Consider the following 15518-nt stretch of genomic DNA (forward strand, 5'->3'; position numbering starts at 1 on the left):
TCGCCGCACCCCGGCGGCACAGAGGTGGAGAACAGCGGCGCGGATCGGTGGCTCGATGTGAGCAACGCCCGAACCGAACTGCCGCGTATGGGCTGGTGTACAGGGTTGGCCGACGTGCTGGCTGCCACGTACTCGGGTGACCTGCACGCGGACACGTCCGGGATCGTCCGCCGCCGTGAGGGCCAGGGTCGCCGCGTTCGGGCCAACGTGGTCGAGCTCCTGGCATCCGGTGGCTACATTGCGGTACCCCGCGCCGGTCGACGTGGCCCGGTCACGATCACCCCGGACGGCGTCACCGCGCACCGTTGGTGCTCCGCCGCACCCGATCTGTTGCACGCGGATCATCGGGCCGCCTACTGGGCGCGGGTGCGTGCTCATCACTCCGGTCGGACCAGCAAGCAGTCGGCACGGGACCAGGCCCGGCACCTTGCTCCGCTGCCGTACGGGGAGGAGGAGAAGCGCCGGCGCGCCGCGCAGATGCGACAGATCGAGCAGTGGGCCAAGGAACTGCAGGCCACACGGGAGCGGCTTGCGGCGGATCAGGCGAAGGATGATGCGCAGGCCGAGCAGGACCGGGCGGCTGCGTGGGCGCGGATCCAGCAGGAGGCCGAGGAGCGGCAGGCGGAGGAGGATGAGCGCCGCGATGAAGGTCTCGTCATGTCTGAGCACGGCCCCCAGGAGATCGTCATGGGAGCGGGCCTGCGGCGGGTCACGGTGACGCGAGTCGGCTCGGGCCTCTGGAACGCGGTGGTCCGGGGAGCTGTCTACGAGGTGTCGAAGGAAGGAGGCGAGGCCTGGCCCTGGCTGGTCATCGCGCCGAACGACACGCGCATCGGCGTCTGTTCGGTGATCAATGACGCGCCGTACGCGGCCAGCGTCCGGGACATCGTCCGTACCCACGCCGACACCTTGGAGCGCGGCGAGACGTTTCCCGAGTGGCCGCCGTCCTGCGCCGCCGCTGAGCCCGAGGGAACCGGACCGGGTAGGTCGGCGGCGACCGGTGGCACATCTGGCGTAGGGCAACCCGCTAAGGAGCCGGAGCCGAACGGCCCCGAGGGCGCCGACCGCGCGGTGACCGCTGTTGGCCTTTCATCGCCCGTCGGCCCGCCCGCAGTCGGAAAGGCGTACAGCAGCGCCGCCCGCGCGCGGGCGGTCGCCCTGAACCTGGCCGGATCCAGGTGGGTGGCCGAGTGCGACCGGCATGGCCCCGTCTCCATGGGGCTGAGCAAGTTGGGTGACGCAGTGGCAGACATCGCCGCCGCCTACGTCTACGACATCGAGCAGGATGCGGCCGACGCCGCCCGCGCCCATCTGGACGCGCACGCCCGGGAAGACGCCGACGTGATGACCCCGGAGGACATCGACGCCGCCGAGGCCCTGAGCTTCTCCCGCGACCAGTGGCGGACGCTGGGGTGGATACGTGACGGCAAGGTGCGCGAGACCGCCGACGGTTTCAGTGTCTATGACATCAGCCCCGACCGCGCCGACGTCTCCAAGAGGATCAGGAAGACCCTGGTACCGCGCCTGTGGGCGGCCGGGTTTGTGAAGGTGTTCGCCGTCGCCCCTGGCGTCCGCGAGTTCGGTCTCACCGACGAGGGAGCACGAGCATTGCGTCTGTGGTCCACCGCACTGCGCATAAGCGCCGTTTCGGAACCGGAGAAGGACACTCGGCACGCGGCCGTGAAGAGCTCCCGTTATCGGTGGCTGTCCGCTGGGGAAACCTGGACCGGCGAGCAGGAGAAGGCGCAGGCCGCAGCGGATGCGGAGCAGGCCGCCAACGAGCAGGCCGCCGCGCTGCGGGCAGCAGGGGAGAAGGCGGCAGCCGAGCGCGCAGCCACCCCCACCGTCGACGAGCTGACCGTGTTGGAGGCGCTGAACGCTGACGGTTTGGACGCGGGGGCGGCCGCGGTGCTCTCGGCCGCCTACATCGGCCACGTGGTCATCCGTCACCGTCCCGGAGCCACCTCGGCACGTCTTGATGAGCCCACGGGCCGGGGCGACCGGCGTGTGACGCGCACCTACAACGTCAACGAAGTCGAGAAGCCGATCACGTCGGCAGCTGACGAAGCCGTGGGGGCGGTCGTCGCGAACCTCACCGACGCCGCGGCCGAGAAGTGGCATGCGCTGTGCACTTGGGTTGATACGCGCCGCAGGGTGCACCGGCTCGACCTGGCCGCCGCTATCGACGCCGGCGCGACGGTGCTCGTAGCGCTCGCCGAGCAGGAGACGGCCGAGGCAGCGCGTGTCGCGGAATGAGAGCTGATCGCTCCTGCCGCGGCGCCCTGATGCTTACGGGCCCCGGTGAGGGTGCCGAGCCGTGGGGTCTGTCCGGCTTGGATCATCGCGGGGCCCCTGGGTGGTGGTGGGCTTCTGCCGGTGGAGGCCAAGGCAGTCTGTGCACCACGCCTCGTGTTCCTTCTCCAGTCGGATCGGTACGTCCTGCATCGGGCCAGGCGCAACGATCCCCTCCTCCTCGCTGCATGCGATGGTGTGAAAGTTGCAGCCCCCGTCGCATCGGTGGCCGGCTGCGGGCTTGTGCCAGATGGTCTGGTCGGGGGTGCGGCCGTAGCCGGGGACACGTTCAGAGACGGCGAGCATGATGCTCCTCGGTCAGGCGGAAAGGTCGGCGCAGACGGCGCAGAACCGGAACTTGTCGGCGGCCCAATGGCCTTCGATCTGGGCGCGGGTCCGCAGAGTCATATACGGCTCGCAAGACTCGTCGCGCTCTGTGATCCGGCTGTGGGTGCGGATCCTGGGGTGGCAGCCGGCCTGCCTGTTCTCGTTAAAGCGGTGGAGGTCGTACGTGTCCTCCGTAGTTCCGGCCCACGCACGGGCATCGGCGGTCATCGTGGGGGCTCCTGGCGGTAGGCGGGTCGAGGAGGTCGGCGGCCTCGCGAACCACAGAAGCAACCGCTTGCTGTGCGGGAGTCGCGCCGAATGAGTCCGCCCAGGTTCGCTGCTGCCCCGCCAGTTGGTGGGTGTGCTCTTGGAGGAGGAGGTTGATGCGGTCGTTGGCGTGCGGTGTGCTGAGTCCGGCTTGGGTGAGGTAGGCGAGGATCGCGGCGCGGTGGCTCGCGGGGGTTCTCCTTCGGGTTGTGGGCCGCCGTACCGTACACAGCGGCCCCAGGGGCGGTCAGGTGGTGGGGGCGTTCATGAGGCTGTGCGCCTCACGCCAGGCTGCGATCTTGGCGGCACGTCGGTGGAGTTCAGCGGTCTGCTGGATCAGGCGGCTGATATCGCCGCCAACCACCGCAGAGTTCGGGTCGTCAGCAATACGGTTCATGAGATCGGCGGCGCTTCGTGTGTCGCTGGCGAAGATCTCCTCTTCCTGGGCGATCTGCCGGGCAAAGAAGTCTGAGGTCCGCATGGTCTACTCCTCGTCGTTGGGATGGTCAGGTGGTGGGGTAGGCGGTCGCGGCGTCCTGCCAGCTCCCGGCCTCCGTGTCCCATTTCTCGATGCGAATGCGGACCACCCGGCTCGAACCGTCAGCGATCCTGGCAATCTCGACGGCGGCCGCACGGTCCGCCTCGGGGCGGGAGCGGTGCTTGGTGTCCGTGACGGAGCCGTTTGTGGTGTACAGCAGTCGCCACGGGCGCGAGGGCTTCTTGGCGGGCATCGATGTACTCCTCGGCGTTGATGCGGTCAGAGGATTTCGTCGGCGGTGACGGTCTCGAACCACCGCCACTCGCCGTTCTCCCAGTACTCGATACGGGCTTGTTCGGCGGGGCTGTCACCGCCGAACACGGTGCGGACCAGGGTGTAGGCGTTGGCCTCGCCGGTGTGGTCGGAGGTGGCGTTCACGTCCGGCCCGGTGACGATGACCCGCCACGGCTTCCGAGGCTTCTTGGTGGGCATCAGCTCTCCTCGCTGGCCTTCTGGTCGATGGCGGCGAACAGGCGGGTGGAGTGGGCGAAGGTGACCGGCCGTACGGACGGTGCGACGCACCGTTGCCCGGCGGGCTGTTCACAGATGGGGCACTTGATGGTGGCGATGGCGCGGTGGCAACGGGGCCGTGGGAGGCGGCGGGGTCACGGCGTGGCCTCGCCGAACTGGATCAGCCGGGCCGGGCAGGGCCCGTTGCGGTCGGGGTCCACGCGCTCGATCGCGTCACCCCAGCCATCACGCCAGTCCAGCCTCTTCGAGGGCGTGGGCACCGATGGCCTGCTGGAAGCTCAAGTAGGTGTCCTCGGCCAAGTGCTGACGCAGGAACGCGTCGACCTCTGCGGGGGTGGCGCTGAACCGGGAGGGACGTGCGGCCACCAGCTCGGCGCGCGCCTCGGCCAGTGCAAGGTCAACGACCCGCTGGGCGATGGCCGCGTCACGGGCCCCGCCGTGGAGCAGCATGAACAGCAGCTCCTCACGGCGAGACGGGTCACGTTCCGGGGTCATCGGGGTGTCGGTCATCGGGTTACTCCCTTGTCGAGGTGGTTGAAGAACTTCCAGGTCACGTCCGCCCCGTCGGCGTCGAGGACGGCGATGTCCCAGGCGTCCCCGGTGACACCCATGCGCTGAACGGTGGGGGCCCGCAGGTACATGTCCACACAGGTGCCGTCGACCACGTGCTCACCGGACTCGTCGTCCCAACGCAGCGTGTACGGGTGTGAGGTCATCGGGGTCCTTCCGGAGACAGGGCGGGGGTGGGGCCGTCCCACCCGAGGTCGAAGCCGTCGTCGTAGTCGGCGAGGAGCGGCAGGTCTCGGTTCACGTAGGCCCGGCGGCGCTCGGCGGCACGCTGCTCGTCGATCTCGTGCTGGATCTCAGCGGACATCGGGGGCTCCTTCAGGGTGAGGCGGCGTGCAGGGCGCTTCCCTGCATTACGTTCGCTGTTCTTGACCTTCCAGCGGGCCACGCCGTGCTCCATGATCTTCTTGACCAGGTCCGTGGGACGCGCGAAGGCGGTGTCCACCGGGTCGGCGACGCAGGACAGGTGCCGGTTCTCCGCCGTCGCCTCGGCCCAGCGCTTGGCGGCATGCGCGACGGTGTAAGCGTCAGCGCGGGCGACCAGCTCGTCGAGCGGGACGGCCAAGCATTCTATGTCGGCGGCAGTCACGACGTCGCCTCGGCTGGGCACGGGTCGACGTGCGTGAGATTGATGGCCGCGCTGTGCCCGTCGACCCACACCACAGCGGTGTGGCCACCGAGGACTTCGGCCTTGCTGCGGGTGCGGGTGACGAGCCGCTCGGCCTTCGGGTCGTCCTCAGGGCGGCACCCGGGGTACGCGACAACTGGGGCGCCCACCGCGTACAAGGAGTTCCATCCGGCCGCGACCATGGCGAGCAGTTCCGGGCTGGAGGCCGGGCGGGGGCCGCTGTCCGCGTACGGGACCGACAGGTAACGGGGAACGGGCGCCTCATAGGAGTCGTCGCCCACGGCGAGGGCGGTCTGGTCTTCTGCGGGCCATGCCACCGGCAGACCCAGCGACTGCGCCAGTTGACGCCGCGCCTCCGCGTGACCCGTCCACCGGTAATAGTCGTGTTCGCCGCCCTCGACGAACGACCGCAGGTTGCTGACGTACCCTGCGCGCTCTGCGCAGAACTGGGCGGCCTTCTCGGCCAGCGACTCCAGCTCGGCGACGTTCGGCAGTACGAACTCGATCGCTCGGGCCTGCCACACGTGGACCGGCTCCCGGTAGTCATCACCGCGCGGGGTAATCGCGCCCGGGTCCGAGATCGCGAACGCGATCCGGCGGTTCAGCGGCAGGCTCATCAGCGGGTCGCCGAAGAGGACCACCTTGCGGGCAGCCATTCGGGCTCGGAGATCAGCGAGACGCTTCGTGCGCTCTTCTTGCGCCGAGTTCGTCTGGGGCACGGAGTCCGCCTTTCATCAGAAACAAATGGGGGTGCATCTCACGGGCGGTTTCCGGCACGACCCTTTCGAGCCCTCCGTCGACGACCAGGCCGAGCGACGCCGCGATCTGCCAGGCGAAGTACCGGCGAGCGTTGTGTGGATCGGTTCAGTGCACGGCGTGATCCGACGTGCAGACGTCGACCCGCGTCGTGTTCCGGTAGTCGTTCGTCTCGACCAGGTCCCCACAGGTCGCAGAGGCCACCAACTCGTAGCTCATTCCTTCGCCTCCTTACTGACCGACTGACCGGTCTTGGAGATTGCCACCGAGTTCGCGCGGACGGTGACCACCAACTCGTCCACGGGCAGCCGACGGGGATGGCACCGCCCTCCCGGCGGACTGTCGGTGCGACGGCAGAACGCGAAGCCGGTGTAATAGCCGACCGGTCCGTGTTCGCGGTCGATGTCTTCCAGCTCCTCGACCAGGTACTCACGACCTCGCCAGCGTATGAAGTCGCCGGCCGTCACGAAGTTCACGGTCCACATGTCGACGGCCAGACGCCGCAGGCCCGGGTCGCAGATGTGCTCGGGGTGGAGGTAGGTGCCTATGGCGGAGGGTGGACCGATCCGATTGACCAGTGAGTCGATCAACTTGGGGATCGCTTTCGCGCTGTCTTTCTGCAGAAGTTGGACCTCGACCATGACGACCCTGCCCGCCTTGATGTCGGCTTGGTCCTCCTCGACGAGGTCCGACGCCCTGTCGCGCTCGTCGTCCGGTCCCTCCGGCTCGCGCTGTTTGACAATGCGAAGGCTCAACACGGGCCAGCGGTGACGGGTCACCTCGTCACCCCCTGCTGCTCACGCCACTGTGCGTACAGCTCCGCGGCCGCGGCCGGAACCAGCCACGGGAAGCAATCGGCCCACTCCCGGTAGGTCTCGCCGTCGGACTTCGCGTACGGGGAGTCGCCGGCCGACCCGGTGATCAGCTCGGGGTTCTCGGTCAGCTCGGCGACGGTCTGCTGACCGATGCGCCCGTGGAACATGACCTGGTGTCCGAGGGCAGCTACTTCGTCGTCGTTGAAGCACGCCGGGCACAGCCGTACCCGCTGGCCGCTGACCTTGTGGACCATCATGACTTCAGCGCTCTTGTAGGAACCCGCCCCGCAGCGCAGGCATGTGAACCAGTCTCCGTTCGGGGCGTCCCGGTGAATTTCTCCCCACTCTCGGACTATCTCGAAATCGTCGAGAGCCAGGGTGACCTGGGTGAGGGGGCCCAGCCACCCGCTTTTGTGATGGTGGCCCAGTTCGACGTAGGCGGAGTGCGGCTTGACCGGTCGCCCTCGGTAGAAGCCACCGTTGGCCTTCCGGAACTGGGTGATCCTGCCGTAGTGATGCTCGGCTGTCTCACTTTTCGTCGTGACGACGACGCGCACCAGGTCGCCCACTCCGAACGGGCGCCGGTGTGCTTCCACGGCCTGGTGCCACTTCTCCTCGCTTTCGGCTATGTACCCGTATCCGGGGCCGAGGTCGCAGAAGGCGTCCCGCATGATCCCGGCGACATTGTAGGAGTTCGGGTTGCGACCCTCCCTTTCCAATGTCGCGATGATCGCTTCGCGCACGGTACGCCTGCTTCCGTATCTGCTCACAGGCAGCTCTCCTAAATCAGTTCGCACTTTCTCGCCGCATTTTTTGCATATGAGGCAAGAGCCTAGATACCGTCCGGAATGATGTTGGGCAGCACCAAATGGCCGCCGGATAACTCGGGAATTCCCTTTCTCTTGGTCACCACCAATGCCGGAACAGGTAGTTGCCGCGCGGCAGCTCGCCGCGGCGGATGAGGTCGCCGAGAACCAGTCTCAATGACGGAGAGAAGGCGCGATCGGCGAAGAACCGGTTCTCGAACACGGCGTTCTCGAGGTCTTGGGTCGGCGGCGGGTTGGCCTCGACGGTGGCTGGTGTGTTCTCGTCGGCGACGCGGATGCTCAGCCAGTAGTCCAGCTCAGTCATGCCGGTCTTGAGGACGCTCTCGCCGGTGCGGGAGTCCCGACCCAGATACATCTCGGCGTCGTCGAGGTCTCCGAGTGCCTGCCGGTAGTCTTCGCCGGATGCGAGCTCGTAGAGCTTCACGCTGTCATTGCCAATGTGCTCGTCGTCCTGCTGGCATCCGCGCAGCGAGCTGTACGGTTTACCGTAGACGCGCTCGGCGATGGCTTCGATTGGGATGTATCCGTTTTCGATGGTCGCATGATCGGCATGTGGCTCCAGCATGTAAATGCTACGGGGCGTGTACTCGAATGCATCGGGCATGACGGGAGCCTCCTATGGGCGGTTCAGTGGTGGTTGCAGGAAGGAGCGCATAGGACTCACCTGACCGACCGCAGGCGCAGGTTCGGCGGCAAATTGCTCACGACAGCACCGTCACGCCGGATAGCCCAGCGATCCATCTCATTGACAACCGATCGCTCCCACGTATGACAATTCGACGTACGCCCCCGGCATTTCCGGGCAGCAAGAGAAGGACCTCGGCCTGATGCGGGAACACCAGGCCGAGGTTTTGTAGAGAATGGGCTCAGTGATTCTTATGAGGCAGTCGCAGCCCGCCCATACCCAGAGCATCCGAGTGGAAGCTGACTTCCATGGCCCCTAGCCCGTCGACGACCTGCTGAGCGGCTTCGCCGAGCTCACGCACGGCGTCGCGGTTGTACTTCCCGAGAATCTGCTCCACGCCGTGCGACTGCGAGATCTGCAGGTTCAGACGCACGCGGCCGTCGGCTTCGCAGACCGCAGCGAACACATCCAGTTCCAGCTCGCCGGCGTATCCGCCGATGCAGTTGTTGAGCATCGCACCCCAGCGGGAGAGCGTCTCGGCATCTCGGGCGACGACGAGCTTCAGACCGGGGGCTGCTTCCCGACCATCCAACAGTGCGGCCGTCTGCAGTGCCCACGCATGGCGCTGGGTCTGCCTCGCGATCCGCTCGAGGCGTCGGGCTTCGTCGCGTTCGTAGCGCTCACGATCGTGGGCAGCCATCAGCTCGCGCCGACGGTCTTCGATCAGACGCACCGCCTGCGTGCGGAACGTCTCGTCCTTCCAGAGTTCCCAGTCGGCGACCTGTGCCGTTCCATCGGGAAGCAGCCGGACCTCCCGGTTGTAGTCCTCCATCTCGCGAAGGGCGCGGATCTCCTCGACCGTGACGCGCTGGGCCGCACGGCCCCGGGGGTTCTGCCAGCGCTCGATTGCGGGCAGGTCCCGGACCAGGTGTTCGAGGTCACGGGAGCCGCGGACCCGGCGCTGCCCGCGGGCAGCGATGATTCCTGGAAGGAGGTCGAGGTCACGGGTGACGGCCAGAGGGTGAGCCGTGCAATCTGCTGCATCGGCCAGCGTGCGGCGCGCCTGGTGCACGGGCTCCTTGAGAATCCGTCGCAGCACCTGCTGCGGAGTCCGGCGCAGGATCGAGCGAATGCCTCGCTGCTGCAGGTATGTGAGCGACCGTTGACGCATCTCCCTTCGGCCGTCGGTTGCTTTCGCGGTGCGCATGGCGTCGATAAGCCAGTCCACGGGCACCAGCCCGCGAAAGAGGGCGAACCAGTTCAGCGTGCTGATGTCCAGACGTTCCACCTCGCGGGCCAGCGGTCGGCGGTAGGCGCGCACGCCGAAGAGGTTCTTCGCGACCTGCGCAGGGTCGTGGGCATCGAGATAGGGCAGGTAGGCGGAGGCCGGCCGATCCGGCCGGCCGTCCTTGAGCAGCGGGAAGCGGTCGTTCCAGTTCGGCAGCTCGCCGATGTGCTCGCGGATCTCGCCGATCGCCCCGTCCACAGCGTCACCGACTCCCTCGGGCTCCGGCCCTTCCAGCCTGCGGGCCTGCGGGCTGCTGCGCATCCAGCTCCGCAGTGTCCAGGACAGTCCGCGGATCCAGGACTCGACCACGATTCCGGAGAATACGTGGCGGGTGGCGGACTTCCCGGTGCGGCGGTCGATGCCGCGAAGGACGACGAGGTCCTTCTTCGTACGGGCGATCGACGTGAGCTCCTCTGGGGTCCAGTAGTGGAATGCCTTGCCCGAGGCGCGCATCCGGTGCACACGCCTGTAGAGCGAGGCGGCGACGGACGTCCGGCCGTCAGGCAGAGCCCGCGCCAGGATCCTCAAGCTCATCCCGGAGATCGTGCCTTCGACTGCGGCGGCACCCTGCTCAGCAAGGGCGTCGTCGACATACTTGATGTAGAGCAGGGTGCGTTCGGTACGCTCGGGCATGGCAGTCTCCCCCAGGACGATGTGATGGCTTCGGCAGTGAGACTCCCGGCGCTGCCTTGCAGCGCACTGCCCGCGTCCTGTCCGGCTTTCTCCCTCAACTCGCATCCCCTGTGGCGCCGTTCAGGATCCCCTGCCAGTTCGAGGCCGTGCCGTTCGAAGGGTGGCCATGCTGGGGTCTACTTCCGGGATTGCTGCTGAGGTCGGAGCCACTGTGCCGGTCGGCGAGGGGCCGGCCCGCGCCCTGCCTCGTGTTGCTCGGGGCGCCGGTCGGGAGCTGTGGGTTCTAGAACGGAGGGCCGCTGTAGGGACGGACGACGTACAGGCGGCCGTCGTTGTGCACCGTCAGCCGCTCGCCGTCCTCCAGCGTGAATGCGTCGTGTCCGGCTGTGTGGCCGCAGCCGCGCGCCGTGCACACGTAGAGCTGCTGACCGTGGCTGGGCAGCCCGGGTGCGGCGATGTAGCCGCCGAAGCCGCACTGTGCACACACCTGAGGGACGAACTCCTCATCGCCGATGACCGTTTCGCCGGTGTGCCGCTCGGCCACCCGAGCGGCCCGCTCCTCACCACGTGCCACGCACTCCGGGTTCTCGCATGGCCGGTGTCCTATCAGGCCGTCTGTAGACGGGTGGAAGATCTCGATCAGGCCGTAGTCCTCGCACCATCCGCAGAAGGGCCCGGGGGCGTGCGGGGTTTCGCCGTCGGGACATCCGGTTTGGTTGGACAGGCCGTACCAGGCACCTGACCCGTCGACCTCGATCCACTCGATCTGTCGGGCACAGTGCAGACACGTGCCGGTATCTGTCCTGGCGCTCATACACGTACCTCTTCCGGAGGTTGGGCCGCGCGCTGGTCGGTTACCCCTCCGGGGCGTCCGATCGCGGGGTCAGCGGAGTTCGGCCGCGAGGTTGGTTGGTCACACGCCGCTGGTAGGTGTCCCACACGTGGTCGGTGTCCAGGCTGGGACCTTTGGTGTAGCCGGTGGGTGAGGAGATGTGTGCCCACGTGCCGTGGACGGTGGCGGCTTCCCGGTACTCAGTGTGGGTGGCCGGGTGAGAGGCCTTGGTGACCCACCGAGCGCCGGTCAGGGACGGATAGGCGCGCAGGTGGGCGGCGACGTCGGTTGCCATGGCGTCCGCCGCGGTGTGCGGGTCGGTGATCTCGGTCGGCGCCTCGGTGATGTTGCAGTGAACGTGGCGCGTGTTGAAGTTGTCGGTGATGACGGCGCTGATCCCGAACAGTCCGGCGATCGGCACGTCGTAGCTGGACGCCCAGCACCGGTCGGAGTAGGAGTGGGCGTCGATCCACACGCCCGGCTGACCGGGGGCGGTGGTCATCAGGGAAACGTTGGGCAGGGAACGCCACGGCTTGACCACCCGGAATGCGACGCCGTGCACCGCAAGCGCGGCCTCGAGGAGAGCGCCAGTCCTCTCCGCGTCGGCAGGGGCTGTCTTAGTCAGGTCGTGGGGCCAGGGGGTCATGGTGTGCCTCTCCAATTCGATGGGGCGGGAGTACCGAGTGCTTCCGGCCCGGCTCGTACGGGGCTACCGGTCTGCCGCCGGTGTGGTCGAGCCTGAGGTATCCGCGCTTGGACGCTCGCGTCGCGCGGCTGCGTGGCCGGGGTGAGCGCAGATCGCGATGTCGCGGCGTCAAGGGTGCTCTCCGTGCACATCTGCTCAGCCGTCTCGACCGTGCGAGCTCGGCATGGTCAGGTGATCCCGAGCCGTTGATGAAGGCTCCCGGGCGGGGGTGAAGCTCTCGCCGGTGTGACCAGGTGCGGAACGCAGGTGCAGCACATGTGCCGCGCCCGGCGGGTATCAGCGGATTCGAGAGACTGGCTCATGGCCGTACTTCTGGCGTGGAGGTGATCTTTCGAAGACGGGACCGGATCAGCTCCGCTGATCAGGCAGAAAGAGAGAGCCTCCTGTCGGCTGAGCATCATGCTCAGCCGACAGGAGGCTCTGCGGAATTCACTGGTCGGCGACCCGAAGGGAGCCCCGGCTGCCTACGGCTGGATGCCGCCGTCCGGCACGAGAATCGTGATCCGGTCTTGGCACAGCTGCTGGCCACCGTCGGAGAAGAGACCACTCAGGATGACTACGTCCGTGTCAGCCTGGGCAGGTCCGATCCGCAGCCGACCTCTAGCATGGGGGTCGCCGGTGTAGCTCGGCCTCGACGCATCGATGGGCTTGACCGTGCAGCGTTCCCGCTCGAGGCGTGGCGTCCGGTCTGCCTCATGTGGATCGATGGTCCGGACCGTGATGTCGTTGATGATCGTCGAGTGGTGCCAGAGGAACGACGGCTGAGCTCTGCGCTCCTCTGCCGATACGCTTCGGGGCACGACGATGAGGTCTTCGATGGTCGTGTAGTAGTAGGTGCCGTGCGAGGGAGTCGCCTTGTAGTAGGAACCGTCCGTGCGTTGGACGAGCTTCTGCACCGGATCCGCGACGTAGACGATCTTCGTGTTTGCCATCTCGGAGCGTTCCTGGTTCAACTGAGTGTGGTGGCTCCAGAGGACCAGGCCCGTGACCAGGGCGGTGACTACCGCGACGGCGATCGTCCAGTCACGCAGGCATGTGGGTCGACGTAAGGGAGTGTTGACCATGATGTTGGCCCTCTTTCGTTCGTGGCATGGGCAGCTGATCTCGACATCGCCGCGCACGCGCAGCCGTTTGGTGAAGGCGCCGACCCGGATGGTCAAGTGGCCCTGGTGCGGCTCGTAGAGCTCAGGGAGACGCGCACGCGCCCGGAGGCCCAGGTATGGAGCTCTTTCGGGGACAGGGACGCTGTTGGTCCAGACGAGGTGCCAGCTCAGCTCAACAGGAGCAACGTGGTCGCGGCTGCGCTCTTCGCGGCAATCAGGACTCTCCCCGCAGGAGCTCGGCCAGGGCCTGGGCGTAGTTGTTCTTCGCCTGCTCGACGACGGCCTGCTCCTGGAGCGAGTGGATCTTCTCTCCCGCCTGGATGCGTTCCTCGACCGCGTCCATGGTGACGATCGCCGCAGCGAGTTCGAGCCGGGCGTTTGCCAGGCGGCTTCTCAGCTTGGGGTGCTGGGAGGTCATCACGCCGAGTCGGTACGCGGCGGTGACCTTCTGATCATCGCTGATGATGGTCATGGTCGGACTCCTCCTCTGCTGTGAGGTGTTGAGGATCAGGAGCTGCGGAGTCGGTGGCGGCCTACGTACCGATCGAGGCAGCCCGTGCCTTAGTTCACTTCCTCGGCGTCGATGCCGGGCAGGCGCACTCTGAGCCGGGTCGCGTTGCGATGGCGACCCCGACTCCGCAGTCCTGAGGATTCAGGACGCCCGCCTCTTCGTCCTTCCCCAAAGGTCTCGAACACCATCTCCTACCCGTGAGCATCCAGGGATCAGGTTGCGGTCGCAGTGTCCGTCGTTCCACCGATGGCGGGGGCCTCGATCTCAAGTGCGCCGAGGACGGCGCTCAGGATCGTTCCCGTGTCGGCGCCCGGCTCGCCGGTGGCGCCTTCGATGGCGTTCCAAGCTCGATCTTGTTCGCCGGGCGTGAGAACGCGCAGCACGGGCCTGTTCCCGGGGAGCCCGGCAAGGGCGTCCCGTAGAGCAACTGTTCGCTCCGGCTCCAGTTCCAGCCAGTACGGACGCCGCTGGTCGTCGGACAGCAGCATGGTTGTCTTGTCGTCGTCACCGAACAAGACATCGTCCAGGCCCCACCGGAGCATCGTCGGATCGGTGGTGGCCGGCTCGGCGCTTCGGGCGTGCTCAGCGAACTTGGTGAACGCCTTGCGCAACTCGTGCAGCCGCCCCGTGAGGACGACGACCCGCACAGCAGCGGACTCCTCGTCGCCGCTCGCCTGCCGGACCACCTCGAACGTGGTCCAGGGGCTGCCCGGCAACACGGTCAGGGTGCTTCCGGTGTGGTTGGTGACGCGGAATTCTCGGCGGGCGCAGAGCGCGGCGTCCAGGTCGGCGGCCTGTTCGAGCGTGAGCCACATGCTGACGACGGCGCCGCCAAAGGCAAGGTTATCGGCCTCAACCCATACGTAAGGGCGCTGTTGGGCCGCGTCGGTCGTAGCGCGCAGGACCAGCCGGTGGTTCTGGCCGTCGGTGTAGAAGTAGGGGTACTCGGGCTGCTCGGGCATGCTGTGGTCAGGCATGGAAAGGGGTCTCCGTCAACTGCCACGGGATTGGAAAGCCTCGCGGCGGGGGAAGAGGTGGCTGCGACTAGGCGTCCTTGCACAGAAGACGACCACGGCGGCGGACGGGCTGGGACGTCGCCCACGTGCCGACCACCGCTGGCTCGTAGTACAGGCAGGCATCTTGACGACGGACACCTCATGGCCTGGCCGGGGCGTCGCGCTGGGCGGATTACTGCCTGGCAGTCTCCGCCGCAGCCGCGCGGGCGACGAGCAACGCATCCTTCACCGTGCTGGGTTCATCGCCGATCACCCGCGCGTAGTTCGCCGAGGACCGCAGCAGCTTCGCTACTGCCTGGACGAGTTCCGGGGTGATCTTCTGCGGGTCGAGTCGGAGAATGGCGTTGGCGCCATCGATCAACTCCTGCGCGACCTGCTCCTTTGGGGGCTTTCGCTCCATGGTCGAGGTCCTCTCTGCTCGGCGGTGGGATCGGGGTCGACGTAGACAAAGTTGCGCTGGTCGGGTGGCGTCGCAGGGGGCGCTACGGTCGTCCTCCGTGCGTGGGCTACGGCCCCTCGGTCTCGGTGGTCGGCGTCCAGAAGTTGCCGGTGCGCTGAACGAGGTAGACGTCCGGCCGTGCGACGCGGCTGTCTGTGATGCGGGCCTCGGCGGCCTGGCGGTTCAGCCTGCCGAGGGGCTCGATGTCATCGGGGCGGGACGGCGACGCGATGCCGTACTCGATGCGCTCCATCGTCGCGGTCCTTACTGCTCGGCACGGTCGTTGTCGATGACTTGCTGGGCTTCGGTCAGGGTCATGGCCAGTTCGTCGCCGGGCTGGGCGATCACGATCTGCGGATTCCTCTCGTTGGTCCAGTCGACGTCATAGCGACGGGGCTCGAAGGCGCCGTTCGGCTCGGTAGGTCCGTTGCTCATGGGGTAACCGTAGCGAGATCGATCTGGCGGCCTCGGGAGATCTGGGCGTCCGGGACTTCGATGCGGAAGCCACCGACCGGGTAGTCCGGGTGGTTGGAGAACACCACGGCACACAGCCAGGCGCCGGAATGGAGTTTGCGCGGCAGCGGCTCCTCGTCGACGCCTTCGGGCAGCGCGTCCTTCCGGAACTCGATCGGCACTACGACGACGCGGTAAGGCTGCTCAATGCGCTGCTGCTGCCAGGGCAGTTCGACGAGCAGGTCCTTGGGCCACTCGTCGATGGTTACGGGCAGAGTCGACAGGTAGTGGTTCAGTGAGCCTTCGGGGGCCTGGGCCAGACGGGCGCGCTCCTGCTCCTCGGTCTCGATGAAGCCTATGCGGCTGAGGAAACTCATGGTGGTCAATTCTCCTTGGTCAGAGCTTGGTCGGGACAGCCGAAGCG

Annotated in this window: 22 protein-coding genes and 1 pseudogene; 1 reads left to right on the forward strand and 22 read right to left on the reverse strand. The window is 67.2% G+C overall.

Annotated features, from left to right (window positions below):
* Window positions 1-24 precede the first annotated feature (24 nt).
* A complete protein-coding gene (locus ACFWRT_RS14065; protein WP_380949106.1) occupies window positions 25-2256 on the forward strand; it encodes a hypothetical protein in 2232 nt (743 codons plus the stop codon).
* Window positions 2257-2610: 354 nt separating this feature from the next.
* Here ACFWRT_RS14065 and ACFWRT_RS14070 read toward each other — a convergent pair whose 3' ends face one another.
* The 22 genes and pseudogenes from ACFWRT_RS14070 to ACFWRT_RS14170 all read right to left on the reverse strand — a co-directional run bounded on the left by ACFWRT_RS14070 (window position 2611) and on the right by ACFWRT_RS14170 (window position 15471).
* Window positions 2611-2847, reverse strand: a complete 237-nt coding sequence (locus ACFWRT_RS14070) for a hypothetical protein (RefSeq protein WP_380949105.1) — start codon at window positions 2845-2847, stop codon at window positions 2611-2613.
* Window positions 2848-3133: 286 nt separating this feature from the next.
* Window positions 3134-3367 (reverse strand): hypothetical protein, encoded by a 234-nt coding sequence (locus ACFWRT_RS14075; protein ID WP_380949104.1) that lies wholly within the window; start codon window positions 3365-3367, stop codon window positions 3134-3136.
* A 25-nt stretch (window positions 3368-3392) separates the two neighbouring features.
* Entirely contained in the window at window positions 3393-3617 is a 225-nt protein-coding gene (locus ACFWRT_RS14080) for a hypothetical protein (RefSeq protein ID WP_380949103.1), read from the reverse strand.
* Between the two features lie 26 nt (window positions 3618-3643).
* Window positions 3644-3856, reverse strand: coding sequence for a hypothetical protein (locus tag ACFWRT_RS14085; protein ID WP_380949102.1), 213 nt, complete (start codon window positions 3854-3856; stop codon window positions 3644-3646).
* Window positions 3856-4002: pseudogene (locus ACFWRT_RS37635) on the reverse strand (zinc finger domain-containing protein); the annotation flags it as partial. The pseudogene ACFWRT_RS37635 and the gene ACFWRT_RS14085, both read right to left, overlap by 1 nt.
* 118 nt (window positions 4003-4120) lie before the next feature.
* Window positions 4121-4405: a hypothetical protein gene (locus ACFWRT_RS14090; RefSeq protein WP_380949101.1), complete on the reverse strand. Its 285-nt coding sequence runs from the start codon at window positions 4403-4405 to the stop codon at window positions 4121-4123.
* Complete coding sequence (locus ACFWRT_RS14095) at window positions 4402-4611, reverse strand: hypothetical protein (protein ID WP_380949100.1); 210 nt, start codon at window positions 4609-4611, stop codon at window positions 4402-4404. Before ACFWRT_RS14095 ends, ACFWRT_RS14090 begins: the two co-directional genes overlap by 4 nt.
* A complete protein-coding gene (locus tag ACFWRT_RS14100) occupies window positions 4608-5051 on the reverse strand; it encodes a hypothetical protein (protein ID WP_380949099.1) in 444 nt (147 codons plus the stop codon). Before ACFWRT_RS14100 ends, ACFWRT_RS14095 begins: the two co-directional genes overlap by 4 nt.
* Window positions 5048-5746 (reverse strand): hypothetical protein, encoded by a 699-nt coding sequence (locus tag ACFWRT_RS14105; protein ID WP_380949098.1) that lies wholly within the window; start codon window positions 5744-5746, stop codon window positions 5048-5050. The genes ACFWRT_RS14100 and ACFWRT_RS14105 overlap by 4 nt, the downstream gene beginning before the upstream one ends.
* 315 nt (window positions 5747-6061) lie before the next feature.
* Window positions 6062-6625, reverse strand: coding sequence for a hypothetical protein (locus ACFWRT_RS14110; protein ID WP_380949097.1), 564 nt, complete (start codon window positions 6623-6625; stop codon window positions 6062-6064).
* Window positions 6622-7404: a hypothetical protein gene (locus ACFWRT_RS14115; RefSeq protein WP_381121290.1), complete on the reverse strand. Its 783-nt coding sequence runs from the start codon at window positions 7402-7404 to the stop codon at window positions 6622-6624. The genes ACFWRT_RS14110 and ACFWRT_RS14115 overlap by 4 nt, the downstream gene beginning before the upstream one ends.
* 163 nt (window positions 7405-7567) lie before the next feature.
* Window positions 7568-8092: a hypothetical protein gene (locus tag ACFWRT_RS14120; RefSeq protein ID WP_380949095.1), complete on the reverse strand. Its 525-nt coding sequence runs from the start codon at window positions 8090-8092 to the stop codon at window positions 7568-7570.
* 262 nt (window positions 8093-8354) lie between these two features.
* Window positions 8355-10034: a PcfJ domain-containing protein gene (locus ACFWRT_RS14125; RefSeq protein WP_380949094.1), complete on the reverse strand. Its 1680-nt coding sequence runs from the start codon at window positions 10032-10034 to the stop codon at window positions 8355-8357.
* Window positions 10035-10317: 283 nt separating this feature from the next.
* Complete coding sequence (locus ACFWRT_RS14130; RefSeq protein WP_380949093.1) at window positions 10318-10848, reverse strand: hypothetical protein; 531 nt, start codon at window positions 10846-10848, stop codon at window positions 10318-10320.
* A gap of 40 nt (window positions 10849-10888) precedes the next feature.
* A complete protein-coding gene (locus ACFWRT_RS14135) occupies window positions 10889-11368 on the reverse strand; it encodes a hypothetical protein (protein ID WP_380949092.1) in 480 nt (159 codons plus the stop codon).
* Window positions 11369-12036: 668 nt separating this feature from the next.
* The gene (locus tag ACFWRT_RS14140; RefSeq protein ID WP_380949091.1) at window positions 12037-12732 is read right to left on the reverse strand and encodes a hypothetical protein; all 696 of its coding nucleotides are present in this window, start codon (window positions 12730-12732) and stop codon (window positions 12037-12039) included.
* A 157-nt stretch (window positions 12733-12889) separates the two neighbouring features.
* Entirely contained in the window at window positions 12890-13147 is a 258-nt protein-coding gene (locus ACFWRT_RS14145) for a hypothetical protein (protein ID WP_380949090.1), read from the reverse strand.
* Between the two features lie 251 nt (window positions 13148-13398).
* A complete protein-coding gene (locus tag ACFWRT_RS14150; protein WP_380949089.1) occupies window positions 13399-14163 on the reverse strand; it encodes a hypothetical protein in 765 nt (254 codons plus the stop codon).
* Between the two features lie 211 nt (window positions 14164-14374).
* Window positions 14375-14602, reverse strand: a complete 228-nt coding sequence (locus ACFWRT_RS14155) for a hypothetical protein (RefSeq protein ID WP_380949088.1) — start codon at window positions 14600-14602, stop codon at window positions 14375-14377.
* A gap of 106 nt (window positions 14603-14708) precedes the next feature.
* Window positions 14709-14894, reverse strand: coding sequence for a hypothetical protein (locus tag ACFWRT_RS14160; protein ID WP_380949087.1), 186 nt, complete (start codon window positions 14892-14894; stop codon window positions 14709-14711).
* Window positions 14895-14905: 11 nt separating this feature from the next.
* Entirely contained in the window at window positions 14906-15076 is a 171-nt protein-coding gene (locus tag ACFWRT_RS14165) for a hypothetical protein (protein ID WP_380949086.1), read from the reverse strand.
* Entirely contained in the window at window positions 15073-15471 is a 399-nt protein-coding gene (locus tag ACFWRT_RS14170; protein WP_380949085.1) for a hypothetical protein, read from the reverse strand. The genes ACFWRT_RS14165 and ACFWRT_RS14170 overlap by 4 nt, the downstream gene beginning before the upstream one ends.
* Window positions 15472-15518: the final 47 nt, after the last annotated feature.

Origin of the sequence: Streptomyces cyaneofuscatus (assembly GCF_042718795.1) — a bacterium.
GTDB classification, from domain to species: domain Bacteria; phylum Actinomycetota; class Actinomycetes; order Streptomycetales; family Streptomycetaceae; genus Streptomyces; species Streptomyces cyaneofuscatus_A.